This is a genomic window from Streptomyces cyslabdanicus, assembly GCF_052663305.1.
This window is the reverse complement of sequence record NZ_JBQRUW010000068.1, coordinates 13,829-27,274: the sequence shown is the minus strand read 5'-3', so window position 1 is coordinate 27,274 and position 13,446 is coordinate 13,829. Positions and strand designations below refer to the sequence as shown.

Annotated in this window: 12 protein-coding genes; 11 read left to right on the top strand and 1 reads right to left on the bottom strand. The window is 68.4% G+C overall.

All coding sequences use genetic code 11. The annotated features are described in order from the left end of the window. Nucleotides 1-188 precede the first annotated feature (188 nt). The 7 genes from rpsL to gdhA all read left to right on the top strand — a co-directional run bounded on the left by rpsL (nucleotide 189) and on the right by gdhA (nucleotide 10,346). Nucleotides 189-560, top strand: a complete 372-nt coding sequence (gene rpsL / locus ACTYVM_RS33865) for a 30S ribosomal protein S12 (protein WP_003948652.1) — start codon at nucleotides 189-191, stop codon at nucleotides 558-560. A gap of 2 nt (nucleotides 561-562) precedes the next feature. Next, nucleotides 563-1,033: a 30S ribosomal protein S7 gene (gene rpsG, locus ACTYVM_RS33860; protein WP_003992340.1), complete on the top strand. Its 471-nt coding sequence runs from the start codon at nucleotides 563-565 to the stop codon at nucleotides 1,031-1,033. A gap of 39 nt (nucleotides 1,034-1,072) precedes the next feature. Continuing rightward, nucleotides 1,073-3,199: an elongation factor G gene (fusA, locus tag ACTYVM_RS33855; protein WP_445529629.1), complete on the top strand. Its 2,127-nt coding sequence runs from the start codon at nucleotides 1,073-1,075 to the stop codon at nucleotides 3,197-3,199. 173 nt (nucleotides 3,200-3,372) lie between these two features. Continuing rightward, entirely contained in the window at nucleotides 3,373-4,566 is a 1,194-nt protein-coding gene (gene tuf, locus ACTYVM_RS33850; protein WP_445529628.1) for an elongation factor Tu, read from the top strand. Nucleotides 4,567-4,821: 255 nt separating this feature from the next. Continuing rightward, nucleotides 4,822-7,962, top strand: a complete 3,141-nt coding sequence (locus ACTYVM_RS33845) for a glycosyl hydrolase 115 family protein (protein ID WP_445529627.1) — start codon at nucleotides 4,822-4,824, stop codon at nucleotides 7,960-7,962. Between the two features lie 156 nt (nucleotides 7,963-8,118). Beyond that, nucleotides 8,119-8,760 carry a PH domain-containing protein gene (locus tag ACTYVM_RS33840; protein ID WP_445529626.1) on the top strand — a complete coding sequence of 214 codons (642 nt, stop codon included), beginning with the start codon at nucleotides 8,119-8,121 and terminating at the stop codon, nucleotides 8,758-8,760. A 227-nt stretch (nucleotides 8,761-8,987) separates the two neighbouring features. After that, nucleotides 8,988-10,346 carry an NADP-specific glutamate dehydrogenase gene (gene gdhA / locus ACTYVM_RS33835; protein ID WP_445529625.1) on the top strand — a complete coding sequence of 453 codons (1,359 nt, stop codon included), beginning with the start codon at nucleotides 8,988-8,990 and terminating at the stop codon, nucleotides 10,344-10,346. Nucleotides 10,347-10,451: 105 nt separating this feature from the next. Here gdhA and ACTYVM_RS33830 read toward each other — a convergent pair whose 3' ends face one another. Continuing rightward, on the bottom strand, nucleotides 10,452-10,883 hold the full coding sequence (locus tag ACTYVM_RS33830; RefSeq protein WP_445529624.1) for a hypothetical protein: 432 nt from the start codon (nucleotides 10,881-10,883) through the stop codon (nucleotides 10,452-10,454). A 496-nt stretch (nucleotides 10,884-11,379) separates the two neighbouring features. On the opposite strand from ACTYVM_RS33830, the gene rpsJ reads away from it, so the two are divergent. From rpsJ to rplW, 4 genes are read left to right on the top strand one after another with little or no spacing between them, the layout of a single operon-like run. Further along, nucleotides 11,380-11,688 carry a 30S ribosomal protein S10 gene (gene rpsJ, locus ACTYVM_RS33825; protein WP_003948644.1) on the top strand — a complete coding sequence of 103 codons (309 nt, stop codon included), beginning with the start codon at nucleotides 11,380-11,382 and terminating at the stop codon, nucleotides 11,686-11,688. Nucleotides 11,689-11,705: 17 nt separating this feature from the next. Continuing rightward, entirely contained in the window at nucleotides 11,706-12,350 is a 645-nt protein-coding gene (gene rplC / locus ACTYVM_RS33820) for a 50S ribosomal protein L3 (protein WP_445529623.1), read from the top strand. An 8-nt stretch (nucleotides 12,351-12,358) separates the two neighbouring features. Further along, on the top strand, nucleotides 12,359-13,018 hold the full coding sequence (gene rplD / locus ACTYVM_RS33815) for a 50S ribosomal protein L4 (protein WP_445529622.1): 660 nt from the start codon (nucleotides 12,359-12,361) through the stop codon (nucleotides 13,016-13,018). Beyond that, on the top strand, nucleotides 13,018-13,437 hold the full coding sequence (gene rplW, locus ACTYVM_RS33810; protein ID WP_100569742.1) for a 50S ribosomal protein L23: 420 nt from the start codon (nucleotides 13,018-13,020) through the stop codon (nucleotides 13,435-13,437). Before rplD ends, rplW begins: the two co-directional genes overlap by 1 nt. Nucleotides 13,438-13,446: the final 9 nt, after the last annotated feature.

Below are 13,446 nucleotides of genomic sequence, written 5' to 3'. Positions count from 1 at the left end.
TGTGCCTGGGGTGTGCCCTGGCTTTCGTGCGTGCCTGCAAACCGCACTGGGAGCCGCTGACGGCCACCGTGATCTGCGCCTCTTTCTGCCTGGCGGTGGGAGTCTGCGGGATTCGACACACCCGACCGCGTGGGTCGGCGACGTTCCAGGTTAGCTGTACCCATCGGCACACAGAAACCGGAGAAGTAGTGCCTACGATCCAGCAGCTGGTCCGCAAGGGCCGGCAGGACAAGGTCGAAAAGAACAAGACGCCCGCACTCGAGGGTTCGCCCCAGCGTCGTGGCGTCTGCACGCGTGTGTTCACGACCACTCCGAAGAAGCCGAACTCGGCCCTCCGTAAGGTCGCGCGTGTGCGTCTGACCAGCGGCATCGAGGTCACGGCTTACATTCCGGGTGAGGGACACAACCTGCAGGAGCACTCCATCGTGCTCGTGCGCGGCGGCCGTGTGAAGGACCTGCCGGGTGTTCGCTACAAGATCATCCGCGGTTCGCTCGACACCCAGGGTGTCAAGAACCGCAAGCAGGCTCGCAGCCGTTACGGCGCCAAGAAGGAGAAGTAAGAATGCCTCGTAAGGGCCCCGCCCCGAAGCGCCCGGTCATCATCGACCCGGTCTACGGCTCTCCTCTGGTGACCTCCCTGATCAACAAGGTGCTGCTGAACGGCAAGCGCTCCACCGCCGAGCGCATCGTCTACGGCGCCATGGAGGGCCTGCGTGAGAAGACGGGCAACGACCCGATCATCACGCTGAAGCGCGCTCTGGAAAACATCAAGCCGACCCTCGAGGTCAAGTCCCGCCGTGTCGGTGGCGCCACCTACCAGGTTCCGATCGAGGTCAAGCCCGGTCGCGCCAACACGCTGGCGCTGCGCTGGCTGGTCGGTTACTCCCGCGCCCGTCGCGAGAAGACCATGACCGAGCGTCTGCTCAACGAGCTCCTCGACGCCTCCAACGGCCTCGGTGCCGCTGTGAAGAAGCGCGAGGACACGCACAAGATGGCCGAGTCCAACAAGGCCTTCGCGCACTACCGCTGGTAGTCGCTACCCCATCGAGAACCGAGAGAAGACTGAAGCCTTATGGCTACCACTTCACTTGACCTGGCCCATGTCCGCAATATCGGGATCATGGCCCACATCGACGCGGGCAAGACGACCACCACCGAGCGGATCCTGTTCTACACCGGCGTGTCCTACAAGATCGGTGAGACCCACGAGGGTTCCGCCACGATGGACTGGATGGAGCAGGAGCAGGAGCGTGGCATCACGATCACCTCTGCTGCCACCACCTGTCACTGGCCGCTGGACAGCATCGACCACACGATCAACATCATCGACACGCCGGGTCACGTCGACTTCACCGTCGAGGTGGAGCGCTCCCTGCGCGTGCTCGACGGTGCCGTGACGGTGTTCGACGGCGTCGCCGGTGTCGAGCCCCAGTCCGAGACGGTGTGGCGTCAGGCGGACCGCTACGGCGTTCCGCGTATCTGCTTCGTGAACAAGCTCGACCGCACCGGTGCCGAGTTCCACCGCTGCGTCGACATGATCAAGGACCGCCTGGGCGCGCAGCCGCTGGTCATGCAGCTGCCGATCGGTGCCGAGGCCGACTTCAAGGGCGTTGTGGACCTGGTCCGCATGAAGGCGCTCGTGTGGTCCGCCGAGGCCGCCAAGGGCGAGATGTACGACGTCGTCGACATCCCGGCCACGCACACCGAGGCCGCCGAGGAGTGGCACGGCAAGCTGGTCGAGGCCGTCGCGGAGAACGACGAAGAGATCATGGAGCTGTACCTGGAGGGCAACGAGCCCACCGAGGAGCAGCTGCACGCCGCGATCCGTCGCATCACCATCGCGTCCGGCAAGGCCAGCGAGACCACCGTCACCCCGGTGTTCTGTGGCACCGCGTTCAAGAACAAGGGCGTTCAGCCCCTGCTCGACGCGGTCGTGCGCTACCTCCCCACGCCGCTCGACGTCGAGGCCATCGAGGGCCACGCCGTGGGCAACGCCGAGGAGATCATCAAGCGCAAGCCGTCCGAGGACGAGCCGCTGGCCGCTCTTGCGTTCAAGATCATGAGCGACCCGCACCTCGGCAAGCTCACCTTCGTCCGGGTCTACTCGGGCCGCCTGGAGTCCGGCACGCAGGTGCTGAACTCCGTCAAGGGCAAGAAGGAGCGCATCGGCAAGATCTACCGCATGCACGCCAACAAGCGTGAGGAGATCCCGTCGGTGGGCGCCGGCGACATCGTCGCCGTCATGGGCCTGAAGCAGACCACCACCGGTGAGACGCTGTCCGACGACAAGAAGCCGGTCATCCTGGAGTCCATGGACTTCCCGGCGCCGGTCATCCAGGTCGCCATCGAGCCCAAGTCGAAGGGCGACCAGGAGAAGCTGGGCGTCGCGATCCAGCGCCTGGCCGAGGAGGACCCGTCCTTCCAGGTCCACTCGGACGAGGAGACCGGCCAGACCATCATCGGCGGTATGGGCGAGCTGCACCTCGAGGTGCTGGTCGACCGCATGCGCCGTGAGTTCAAGGTCGAGGCCAACGTCGGCAAGCCGCAGGTCGCCTACCGCGAGACCATCCGCAAGGCGGTCGAGCGGGTCGACTACACGCACAAGAAGCAGACTGGTGGTACCGGCCAGTTCGCCAAGGTGCAGATCGCGATCGAGCCGATCGAGGGCGGCGACGCCTCGTACGAGTTCGTGAACAAGGTCACCGGTGGCCGCGTGCCGAAGGAGTACATCCCCTCGGTCGACGCCGGCGCCCAGGAAGCGATGCAGTTCGGCATCCTGGCCGGCTACGAGATGACGGGCGTCCGCGTCACGCTTCTCGACGGTGGCTACCACGAGGTCGACTCCTCCGAACTCGCGTTCAAGATCGCCGGTTCGCAGGCCTTCAAGGAGGCCGCGCGCAAGGCCAGCCCCGTGCTGCTCGAGCCGATGATGGCCGTCGAGGTCACCACGCCCGAGGACTACATGGGTGAGGTCATCGGCGACATCAACTCCCGCCGTGGCCAGATCCAGGCCATGGAGGAGCGGGCCGGTGCCCGTGTCGTGAAGGGCCTCGTGCCCCTCTCGGAGATGTTCGGCTACGTCGGCGACCTCCGCAGCAAGACGTCGGGTCGCGCAAGCTACTCGATGCAGTTCGACTCCTACGCCGAGGTTCCGCGGAACGTCGCCGAGGAGATCATCGCGAAGGCCAAGGGCGAGTAACTCACCCGAGTTCCTGCCTTTAGGCTTGACTCCGGAGCCTCTCGGGGCATTCCACGGATTCGCGGCCATTCGCCGCGCACCCGGAGGGATGCCCCGGAGATCCGGGCCATCCAGCAAAGATCACCTGGCGCCGATGAGTAAGGCGTACAGAACCACTCCACAGGAGGAACCCAGTGGCGAAGGCGAAGTTCGAGCGGACTAAGCCGCACGTCAACATCGGCACCATCGGTCACATCGACCACGGTAAGACGACCCTCACGGCCGCCATTACCAAGGTGCTGCACGACGCGTACCCGGAGCTGAACGAGGCCACCCCGTTCGACAACATCGACAAGGCGCCCGAAGAGCGCCAGCGTGGTATCACCATCTCCATCTCGCACGTCGAGTACCAGACCGAGGCGCGTCACTACGCCCACGTCGACTGCCCCGGTCACGCTGACTACATCAAGAACATGATCACCGGTGCCGCCCAGATGGACGGCGCGATCCTGGTGGTCGCCGCGACCGACGGCCCGATGCCGCAGACCAAGGAGCACGTGCTCCTGGCCCGCCAGGTCGGCGTGCCGTACATCGTCGTCGCGCTGAACAAGTCCGACATGGTGGACGACGAGGAGATCATGGAGCTCGTCGAGCTCGAGGTCCGCGAACTCCTCTCCGAGTACGAGTTCCCGGGCGACGACCTCCCGGTCGTCCGTGTCTCCGCTCTGAAGGCGCTCGAGGGCGACGAGAAGTGGGTCCAGTCGGTCCTGGACCTCATGAACGCCGTCGACACCTCCATCCCGGAGCCGGAGCGCGACGTCGACAAGCCGTTCCTGATGCCGATCGAGGACGTCTTCACGATCACCGGTCGCGGTACGGTCGTCACCGGCCGTATCGAGCGTGGTGTCCTCAAGGTCAACGAGACCGTCGACATCATCGGCATCAAGACGGAGAAGACCACCACCACGGTCACCGGCATCGAGATGTTCCGCAAGCTGCTCGACGAGGGCCAGGCCGGTGAGAACGTCGGTCTGCTGCTCCGCGGCATCAAGCGCGAGGACGTCGAGCGCGGCCAGGTCATCATCAAGCCGGGTTCGGTCACGCCGCACACCGACTTCGAGGCCCAGGCCTACATCCTGTCGAAGGACGAGGGTGGCCGCCACACGCCGTTCTTCAACAACTACCGTCCGCAGTTCTACTTCCGCACGACGGACGTGACCGGCGTGGTGACCCTCCCCGAGGGCACCGAGATGGTCATGCCGGGTGACAACACCGAGATGAAGGTGGAGCTCATCCAGCCCGTCGCCATGGAAGAGGGCCTGAAGTTCGCCATCCGTGAGGGTGGCCGCACCGTGGGCGCCGGCCAGGTCACCAAGATCCTGAAGTAAGCTCTCCGGCTTACCGAAGGGTCCCCCGACCCGGTAGCTCCCTCGCGAGCACCACAAGAGCCCGTACGACTCCGGTCGTACGGGCTCTTCGGCGTTTCGGCCCCGTGAGTTCGGCTTCCGGGTATGTGACGGCGCGCCCGGGGCCGGTTGTTGTTACGAAACTATTCGGCGTGCACGACCCCTGGTTCCCCGCAGACCCCTCCTCCAACATTTGTCATGCCAGTGACCAAATTCAGGTGGGTAGAGGGGTGTGCCATGTCTGCGCACGTCAGCCGGAGAGCCGTCCTGGGCGCGAGCCTCGCCGCGGTGCCGGTGCTGTCGTCGGGTGCTGTGGGTGGGGCGGGTTCCGCGTGGGCGGCCGGGAACGAGAACGGCAACCAGAACGAGAACGGGAACGGCAACCAGAACGAGGACGGCAACGGTAACCGCAACGGCAGCGGCGGGCCACAGGTCACCGACCCGGGTGCGTACGTCTCCTTCGCGTCCCACGAGCCGAAACCGGGCTCCTTCTCCCTGGTCGGCGCCCCGATCGTGGTCAGCGCCGACGACCACACCGGAGTCGTCCGGGCGGCGGGGGACCTGCGCGCCGACATCCAGCGGGTCACGGGCGTACGCCCCGGGCAGACCATCGCCCGCAACGCGGTGCTGGTGGGGACGATCGGCCGCAGCCCGCTGATCGACGGCCTGGTGAAGTCCGGGAAGCTGGACGTCACCGGGGTGCGCGGCCGCTGGGAGACCTCGATCCAGGCAGTGGTCGACCATCCGATGCCCGGCGTCGACCGCGCGCTCGTCATCGCGGGCAGCGACCCGCGCGGCACGATCTTCGGGGTGTACGACGTCTCGTACGGCATCGGGGTCTCGCCCTGGTACTGGTGGGACGACGTGGCCCCGGTGCGTCGCGACAGCGTCTGGATCCTGCCGGGGCGCCACACGCAGGGCACCCCGGTGGTGAGGTACCGCGGTGTCTTCATCAACGACGAGAACCCGGCCCTGGGCACCTGGGCGCCCGCGTACTTCGGCCCCGGCAAGGCCCCCGGCCAGCCCGGCGGCCTCAACGCCGACTTCTACGCCAAGGTTTTCGAGCTCCTGCTCCGCCTGAAGGGCAACTACCTCTGGCCGGCGGTGTGGGGGCGCGCCTTCGCGGAGGACGACCCGGAGAACCACCGGCGCGCGTCGGAGTACGGCATCGTCATGGGCACCTCCCACGAGGCCCCCATGATGCGCGGCATCGAGGAGTGGAACCGCCACGCGAGCGGGGGGAGTGATCCCTACGGCGGCAACGGCGAGTGGTCGTACCTCCGCAACGCCGACGCGCTCAGGGCGTACTGGCGGGACGGCATCCAGCGGATGGTGGACGAGGGCTTCGAGGGCGTGGTGACCCTCGGCATGCGGGGCAACGGCGACACCAGCCTGCCCGACGGCGACGGCATCGAGCTGATGCAGGAGATCATCGCCGACCAGCGCCGCATCATCGAGGAGGTCACCGGCCGGCCGGCCGCCGAGACCCCGCAGGTGTGGACCCTCTACAAGGAGGTGCAGCGCTACTGGGACCGCGGCCTGCGCGCCCCGGACGACGTGACGGTCGTCCTCACCGACGACAACTGGGGCAACATCCGCAAGCACCCGGACCCCGCGGAGCCTGCCCGGCCCGGCGGGTACGGCCTGTACTACCACTTCGACTACGTGGGCGCCGGCCGCAACTACAAGTGGGTCGACACGGCCAACCTCACCAACCTCTGGGATCAGCTCCACCAGGCCCACGCCTACGGCAACCACGGTCTGTGGGTCACCAACGTCGGCGACCTGAAGGGCAACGAACTGCCCACGGAGTTCTTCCTGAACTACGCCTGGAACCCGGACGGCTGGCCGCAGGAGCGGCTGCGGGAGTGGGAACGCCGCTACGCCGCCCAGAACTTCGGCGAGGCGGACTCCGGGCCGATCGCGGAGGTCCTGGCGGAGTACGGCCGGCTCCAGGCCCGCCGCAAGCCGGAGTTGCTCAACCGCCGGATCACCCTCGAAGGCGGCAAGGTCGTCTACAACGACGAGCAGACACCGTTCCACTTCGCGCACCGCGAGCTGGAACGGGTCACCGACGAGTGGAAGGCGCTGGCGCGCAAGGCCGACCGCGTCGCCCGCAAGCTGCCCGCGCGCAGCCAGGACGCCTGGTACGAACTCGTCGGCTACGAGGTGGAGGCGACCGCGAACCTCTACGACCTGCGGCAGGCCGAGTTCACCAACCTCCTCTACGCCAAGCAGGGCCGGGCGGCGACCAACGACCTGGCGGCCCAGGCGGAGGCGGGCCTGAAGCGTGACTTCGCCCTCGCCGACCGCTTCAACCACGAGGTGGCCGGCGGCAAGTGGAACGGCTTCCAGACCCAGCCGCACATCGACTACGGGGACGTGGAACGCTACGGCCCGAACGCGCCCTGGCAGCAGCCGGAGATCAACGACGTGGCGATCGAGGACGTCCTCTTCCCCGCGGTCCGGCGGATCGAGGTGCCGCGCGCCGCCGAACTGGGTGTCTCGGTGGACGGCGCGGAGGACGCGGGCAGTTGGTGGCCGGGAGGAGCGGCGGGCGCGGCCCGGCTGCCTTCCTTCAGCCCGTACCAGACCCGCCCGCAGCAGTACGTGGAGCTCTTCAACCGCGGCCGCACCCCCTTCGACTACCGGGTCGAGTCCTCCGCCCCGTGGCTGCTGGTCGACCGTGCCCGGGGCCGGGTGGAGCAGCAGGTGCGGGTCGAGGTCCGGGTGGACTGGCGCCGGGTGCCGAGCGGCCGGGCGGAGGCGAAGCTGACGATCTCGGGCGCGGGCAGGACGGTGACGGTCTCCTGCACGGCGGAGAACACCTCACCCCGTCTGGTGCAGGGCTTCGTGGAGGCGGGCGGCTATGTGGCGATCGACGCCGAGCACCACGACCGCGCGGTGGGGGAGTGGCGCCGCCTGGACGGCGTCGGCCGCACCACGTCGGGCATGACCCCCTGGCCGGTGACGGCCCCGCGCCGCACCCCTGGCGCCTCGAACTCCCCGCGTCTGGAGTACGAGGTGACCCTGCTCTCCGCGGGCGAGGTGACGGTGTGGGCGGAGGTGTCCCCGAGGAACCCGGCCCTTGCGAGAGGCGGCCTGAGCTACGGGATCTCCTTCGACGACGCCGCGCCGCAGACGGTGGACATCGTCGCGGCCACGGGCGCGGACGACGGCACGATGAACATGGAGTGGGCCCGCAACACCTCCGACAACGTGAACCGCACCGCGACCCGGCACACGATCACCCGCGCCGGAACGCACCGCCTGAAGTTCTGGACGGTCGACCCGACGATGGTCCTGCAACGCCTGCTGATCGACACGGGCGGCCTGCCGGAGACCTATCTGGGACCGCTGGAGAGCCGGCGGGCGTAGGGGCAGCGGGGCGGTCCGGCCGCCCCCCGACTCGCCGAGCGACGGCCCGACCGGCCGGTGCCGGGGCATCCGCCCAGGCACCGGCCGTGGCCGAGGGGGGACACCGCCCGGTCGGTAAGCTCGCCGCGGCACACGACGGCGGGGGCAGGGGTGGAGATGAGAGCGGGCCGGGCGGAGCGGCGGCGGCAGGCGCGCAAGGAGCGCCGGGACCGGGTCGAGGAGCTCGCCGGGTCGATGACGGCGCCGGAGGCGCCGTTGGTGTGGGGCGCCGGGTGGGGCGGGAAGATGGTGAGCGCGGTCGTCTGTGCCGTGTTCGTCCTGCTGACCGAGCACCCGGAGGGTGGGAGCCTGACGCATCCGCGGCCGGTTGGCCTGGTCGTCTCGGTGTGGTCGTCGCTGTTCGTCGGCTGGGCGTGCTGCTGGCCCGCGCTGTGGCGCGTCACCGCGGACCGGGACGGTGTGTACATCCGCCGTCTGTGGTCCACACGGCTCCTGCCGTGGTCGACGATCACCCGGGTGGAGATGCGGCACGACGGGCAGCTGGAGTTCTTCGGCCGTCACACGCCGGAGCCCATGGCCGGCCTGTTCGCGCCGCCCTGGATGAGCCGTGTCGTCCGTTCCGACCGCGGCAGCCGGGCGGCCGACACACTGAGTGCCATGGCCCTGCACGGTGATCTACGTCCCACGGCTCGGGTCGAGCGACGGCCGACCGGCACGGGAATCGCCCCTTGGGTCGTCCTGCTGGCCGTGGTCCTGTACCTCGCGGTCGAACTCCTGCCCCACTGGCACCTGGCGTAGCCGCCCCGGGCTGCACTCACCAGCCGGTTTTTCGGAATCTTTATCTCACATCGTGGACCAAAGGTGCCCGGCCACTGGCCACCGGCTTTACACAGGAGTAACACTAAAGAGTCGGCCGTTTTCCGGATGCCCACTCCCGGGGCGGCCGAGTTCCTGCGCGCGGCAACGGCGCCGAGCGTTCATCACCGGTTGTGACACCGGTAGTAGCCGTGCCAGAAGGGGACCCTGTGACGACCCGACCCGACACCAAGACCCAGCTCGCCTCCCTGCTCGCCGAGATCGAGCGCCGCAATCCGGCCCAGCCCGAGTTCCACCAGGCCGCTCACGAGGTGCTGGAGACGCTGGCGCCGGTGCTCGCGGCTCGGCCGGAGTACGCGGAGGCGGGGCTCGTGGAGCGGTTGTGCGAGCCGGAGCGGCAGATCGTCTTCCGGGTGCCGTGGCAGGACGACCACTGCCGGGTGCACGTCAACCGCGGTTTCCGGGTGGAGTTCAACAGCGCGCTGGGCCCGTACAAGGGCGGCCTGCGCTTCCACCCGTCCGTCGACCTGGGGGTCATCAAGTTCCTCGGCTTCGAGCAGATCTTCAAGAACGCGCTGACCGGGCTCGGCATCGGCGGCGGCAAGGGCGGCAGCGACTTCGACCCGCACGGGCGCAGTGACGCGGAGGTCATGCGGTTCTGCCAGTCGTTCATGACGGAGCTGCACCGGCACATCGGCGAGCACACCGACGTGCCGGCCGGTGACATCGGCGTCGGCACCCGCGAGATCGGCTACCTGTTCGGCCAGTACCGGCGGATCACCAACCGCTGGGAGGCCGGTGTGCTCACCGGCAAGGGCCCGCACTGGGGCGGCTCGCTGATCCGGCCGGAGGCCACGGGGTACGGCAACGTGCTGTTCGCGGAGGCGATGCTGCGCGAGCGCGGTGAGGAGCTGGACGGCCAGACCGCGGTCGTCTCCGGCTCCGGGAACGTCGCGATCTACACCATCGAGAAGCTGGCCGCCCTCGGTGCGAACCCGCTGACCTGCTCGGACTCCAGCGGGTACGTGGTCGACGACAAGGGCGTCGACGTGGAGCTGCTGAAGCAGGTCAAGGAGGTCGAGCGCGGCCGGATCAGCGAGTACGCCGAGCGCCGCGGCAGCTCCGCGCGGTTCGTGCCCGGCGGGCGGGTCTGGGACGTCCCGGCCGATGTCGCGCTGCCTTCGGCGACGCAGAACGAGCTGGACGAGAAGGACGCGGAGACGCTCGTCCGCAACGGGGTGAAGGCCGTGTCCGAGGGCGCGAACATGCCGGCGACGCCCGAAGCCGTGCGCCTGTTCCAGCAGGCCGGGGTGGCCTTCGGCCCCGGCAAGGCGGCGAACGCGGGCGGGGTCGCGGTCAGCGGCCTGGAGATGGCGCAGAACCACTCCCGTACGTCCTGGACGGCCGCCCAGGTGGAGCGGGAGCTGGCTCTGATCATGAGCGACATCCACACCACCTGCCACGAGACCGCGGAGCGCTACGGCGCCCCCGGCGACTACGTGACCGGCGCGAACATCGCCGGCTTCGAACGAGTCGCCGACGCGATGCTCGCCCAGGGCGTCATCTGACGCCCGGTTCCGGCCTCCGGCCCGCGATCGTCGTCCGCCGTCCGTCGTTCCCCTGTGACGACGGACGGTGTTCGTCGTTCGGGGGGAGCGAGGGCGGGCAGCGGCTCAGGCCGTGCCGTGGTTCCTCTCGCCGTCCTTCTCGCCGAGCGTCCTGGCCAGGCGGGACAGGACCTTGGCGTAGACGGTGACCGCCGCCGCGATGATCGTCGGGATGACGGCCAGGGCCAGGAAGCCGAGGAGGGCCGGCCACTGGCGCAGTTCGCTGTGGCAGGCGTAGCTGTCCCGCTGGAAGGGGGCGATCAGCGGCCCCTCGCAGCGCGGGTTCCTGGTGGAGGACCAGGGGCCGGCGTCGGGGCCGTACGAGGAGACCATCAGGATCACGAGGACGCCCCACATCGCCAGCGCGAGCAGCACCCAGGCGATCGACCACCTCTCCATGCGCTCCGCGTCCCGGGACATCTCGTCGGCCCCGCCGCGCCGCGGTATCCCGGTGTCCCCGGCCGTCTCTCCGGTGTCCTGCGCGTCGGCTGTCGCCACCCTGTCCCCCCGTGTCGGTGTGAGTTCCTCCGCCGCCGCCAGACCCTAGCGGGGTGATCACCGACCGCGCTGCCCGGCGGCCCCTGGTTTGACCTGTGTCACGCCCGGGGTAATATCCCCGGCTCGATTGGCCAGGCCCCCGCCCACTGTGGCAGACTGTCCGAGTTGCTCGGTCGAGCGTTGATGCCGCGCGCCTCCCGCCGGGAGGACCGGAAGCGAGTCCCACGGTACTCGTCGCCCTAACTGCCTCACGGCAGCGCTGGGGCGGACGTACGGGAATCTTCCGGGAAGTGTGGGTGCGACAACGACCAGGCACCCGGTGGGCCTTCGCCCCCGGCTCGCGGTATCCGGTGGGTCCGTGTGCAATCCCGAAGGATGTTCGAACAAGGGGCATCCATGTCAGCGGGAGCGCGACACGCCCGACCGCGTGGGTCGGAGAGGTCCAAGGGAACGCCGGGTTCCGGAGCGTATAGAGAGACAGGACTACGGAGTAGCCATGGCGGGACAGAAGATCCGCATCCGGCTCAAGGCCTACGACCACGAGGTCATCGACTCCTCGGCGAAGAAGATCGTCGAGACGGTGACCCGTACTGGTGCGTCGGTCGCGGGCCCGGTGCCGCTGCCCACTGAGAAGAACGTGTACTGCGTCATCAAGTCGCCGCACAAGTACAAGGACTCGCGCGAGCACTTCGAGATGCGCACGCACAAGCGCCTGATCGACATCCTCGACCCGACCCCCAAGACCGTTGACTCCCTGATGCGACTCGACCTCCCGGCCGGTGTCGACATCGAGATCAAGCTCTGAGGCCGGTGATCTGAGAGATGGCAAAGCAGATCAAGGGCATCCTGGGCGAGAAGCTCGGCATGACGCAGGTGTGGGACGAGAACAACCGTGTTGTTCCGGTCACCGTCGTCAAGGCCGGCCCCAACGTCGTCACCCAGGTTCGTACGAACGACGTCGACGGCTACGAGTCGGTCCAGATCGCCTTCGGCGAGATCGACCCGCGCAAGGTGAACAAGCCCCTCAAGGGCCACTTCGCGAAGGCCGACGTCACCCCCCGTCGTCACCTCGTCGAGATCCGCACCGCGGACGCCGCCGAGTACACCCTCGGCCAGCAGGTCACCGCTGAGGTGTTCGAGGCCGGCGTGAAGGTCGACGTCACCGGCAAGAGCAAGGGCAAGGGCTTCGCCGGTGTCATGAAGCGCCACAACTTCCGTGGCCTCGGCGCCGGACACGGCACCCAGCGCAAGCACCGCTCGCCCGGTTCCATCGGCGGCTGCGCCACGCCGGGTCGTGTGTTCAAGGGCCTCCGCATGGCAGGTCGCATGGGCAACGAGCGGGTCACCACCCAGAACCTGACCGTCCACGCCGTTGACGCGGAGAAGGGTCTGCTGCTCATCAAGGGCGCGGTTCCCGGTCCGAACGGCGGCCTCGTCCTGGTCCGCACCGCGGCCAAGGGGGCCTGAGGTAACCGATGAGCACTGTTGACATCCTTTCGCCTGCCGGCGAGAAGACCGGAAGCGTCGAGCTCCCCGCGGAGATCTTCGGCGTGGAGAAGATCAGCATCCCGCTGATCCACCAGGTCGTCGTCGCGCAGAACGCCGCTGCCCGCCAGGGCACGCACAAGACCAAGCGTCGCGGTGAAGTCCGTGGTGGTGGCAAGAAGCCGTACCGCCAGAAGGGCACCGGTCGCGCCCGTCAGGGTTCGACCCGCGCGCCGCAGTTCGCCGGTGGTGGCGTCGTCCACGGCCCGCAGCCGCGTGACTACTCCCAGCGGACCCCGAAGAAGATGAAGGCCGCGGCCCTGCGCCACGCCCTCACCGACCGGGCCCGCCACGACCGCATCCACGTCGTCACCGGCGTGGTCGAGGGCGAGACCCCCTCCACGAAGTCCGCCAGGACGCTGTTCGGCAAGATCTCGGAGCGCAAGAACCTGCTCCTGGTCGTCGACCGCGCCGACGAGGCCGCGTGGCTGTCCGCCCGCAACCTGCCCCAGGTCCACATCCTGGAGCCGGGCCAGCTGAACACGTACGACGTTCTCGTCTCGGACGACGTGGTCTTCACCAAGGCCGCTTTCGAGTCCTTCGTCGCCGGCCCGAACAAGGCCAACGACAACGAAGGGAGCGAGGCCTGATGGCTACGCGTCACCCGAGCATCGCCTCGAAGGCCGCCAAGGCCGCCAAGGCCGCGCGTGTCGCCAAGGCGCGCCGCCACGCCGCCGAGGGCAAGAACACCGTCGAGACCCCGCTGAGCAAGTCGTACACGGACCCCCGTGACGTTCTGCTCAAGCCGGTCGTCTCGGAGAAGAGCTACGCGCTCCTCGACGAGAACAAGTACACGTTCATCGTCGACCCGAACGCCAACAAGACCCAGATCAAGCAGGCCGTGCAGGCGGTCTTCGAGGTCAAGGTCACCGGGGTCAACACGATCAACCGCCAGGGCAAGCGCAAGCGCACCAAGACCGGCTTCGGTCAGCGCTCCGCCACCAAGCGCGCGATCGTGACCCTCGCCGAGGGCGACCGTATCGACATCTTCGGCGGTCCGACCGCCTGACGGCGGTCC

Excerpts from the sequence above, each read along its gene's own strand:
- rplC (WP_445529623.1), top strand. The coding sequence starts at position 11,706 with ATGGCAAAGCAGATCAAGGGCATCCTGGGCGAGAAGCTCGGCATGACG.
- fusA (WP_445529629.1), top strand. The coding sequence starts at position 1,073 with ATGGCTACCACTTCACTTGACCTGGCCCATGTCCGCAATATCGGGATC.
- ACTYVM_RS33845 (WP_445529627.1), top strand. The coding sequence starts at position 4,822 with ATGTCTGCGCACGTCAGCCGGAGAGCCGTCCTGGGCGCGAGCCTCGCC.
- rplW (WP_100569742.1), top strand. The coding sequence starts at position 13,018 with ATGGCTACGCGTCACCCGAGCATCGCCTCGAAGGCCGCCAAGGCCGCC.
- rplD (WP_445529622.1), top strand. The coding sequence starts at position 12,359 with ATGAGCACTGTTGACATCCTTTCGCCTGCCGGCGAGAAGACCGGAAGC.
- ACTYVM_RS33840 (WP_445529626.1), top strand. The coding sequence starts at position 8,119 with ATGAGAGCGGGCCGGGCGGAGCGGCGGCGGCAGGCGCGCAAGGAGCGC.
- rpsJ (WP_003948644.1), top strand. The coding sequence starts at position 11,380 with ATGGCGGGACAGAAGATCCGCATCCGGCTCAAGGCCTACGACCACGAG.
- rpsG (WP_003992340.1), top strand. The coding sequence starts at position 563 with ATGCCTCGTAAGGGCCCCGCCCCGAAGCGCCCGGTCATCATCGACCCG.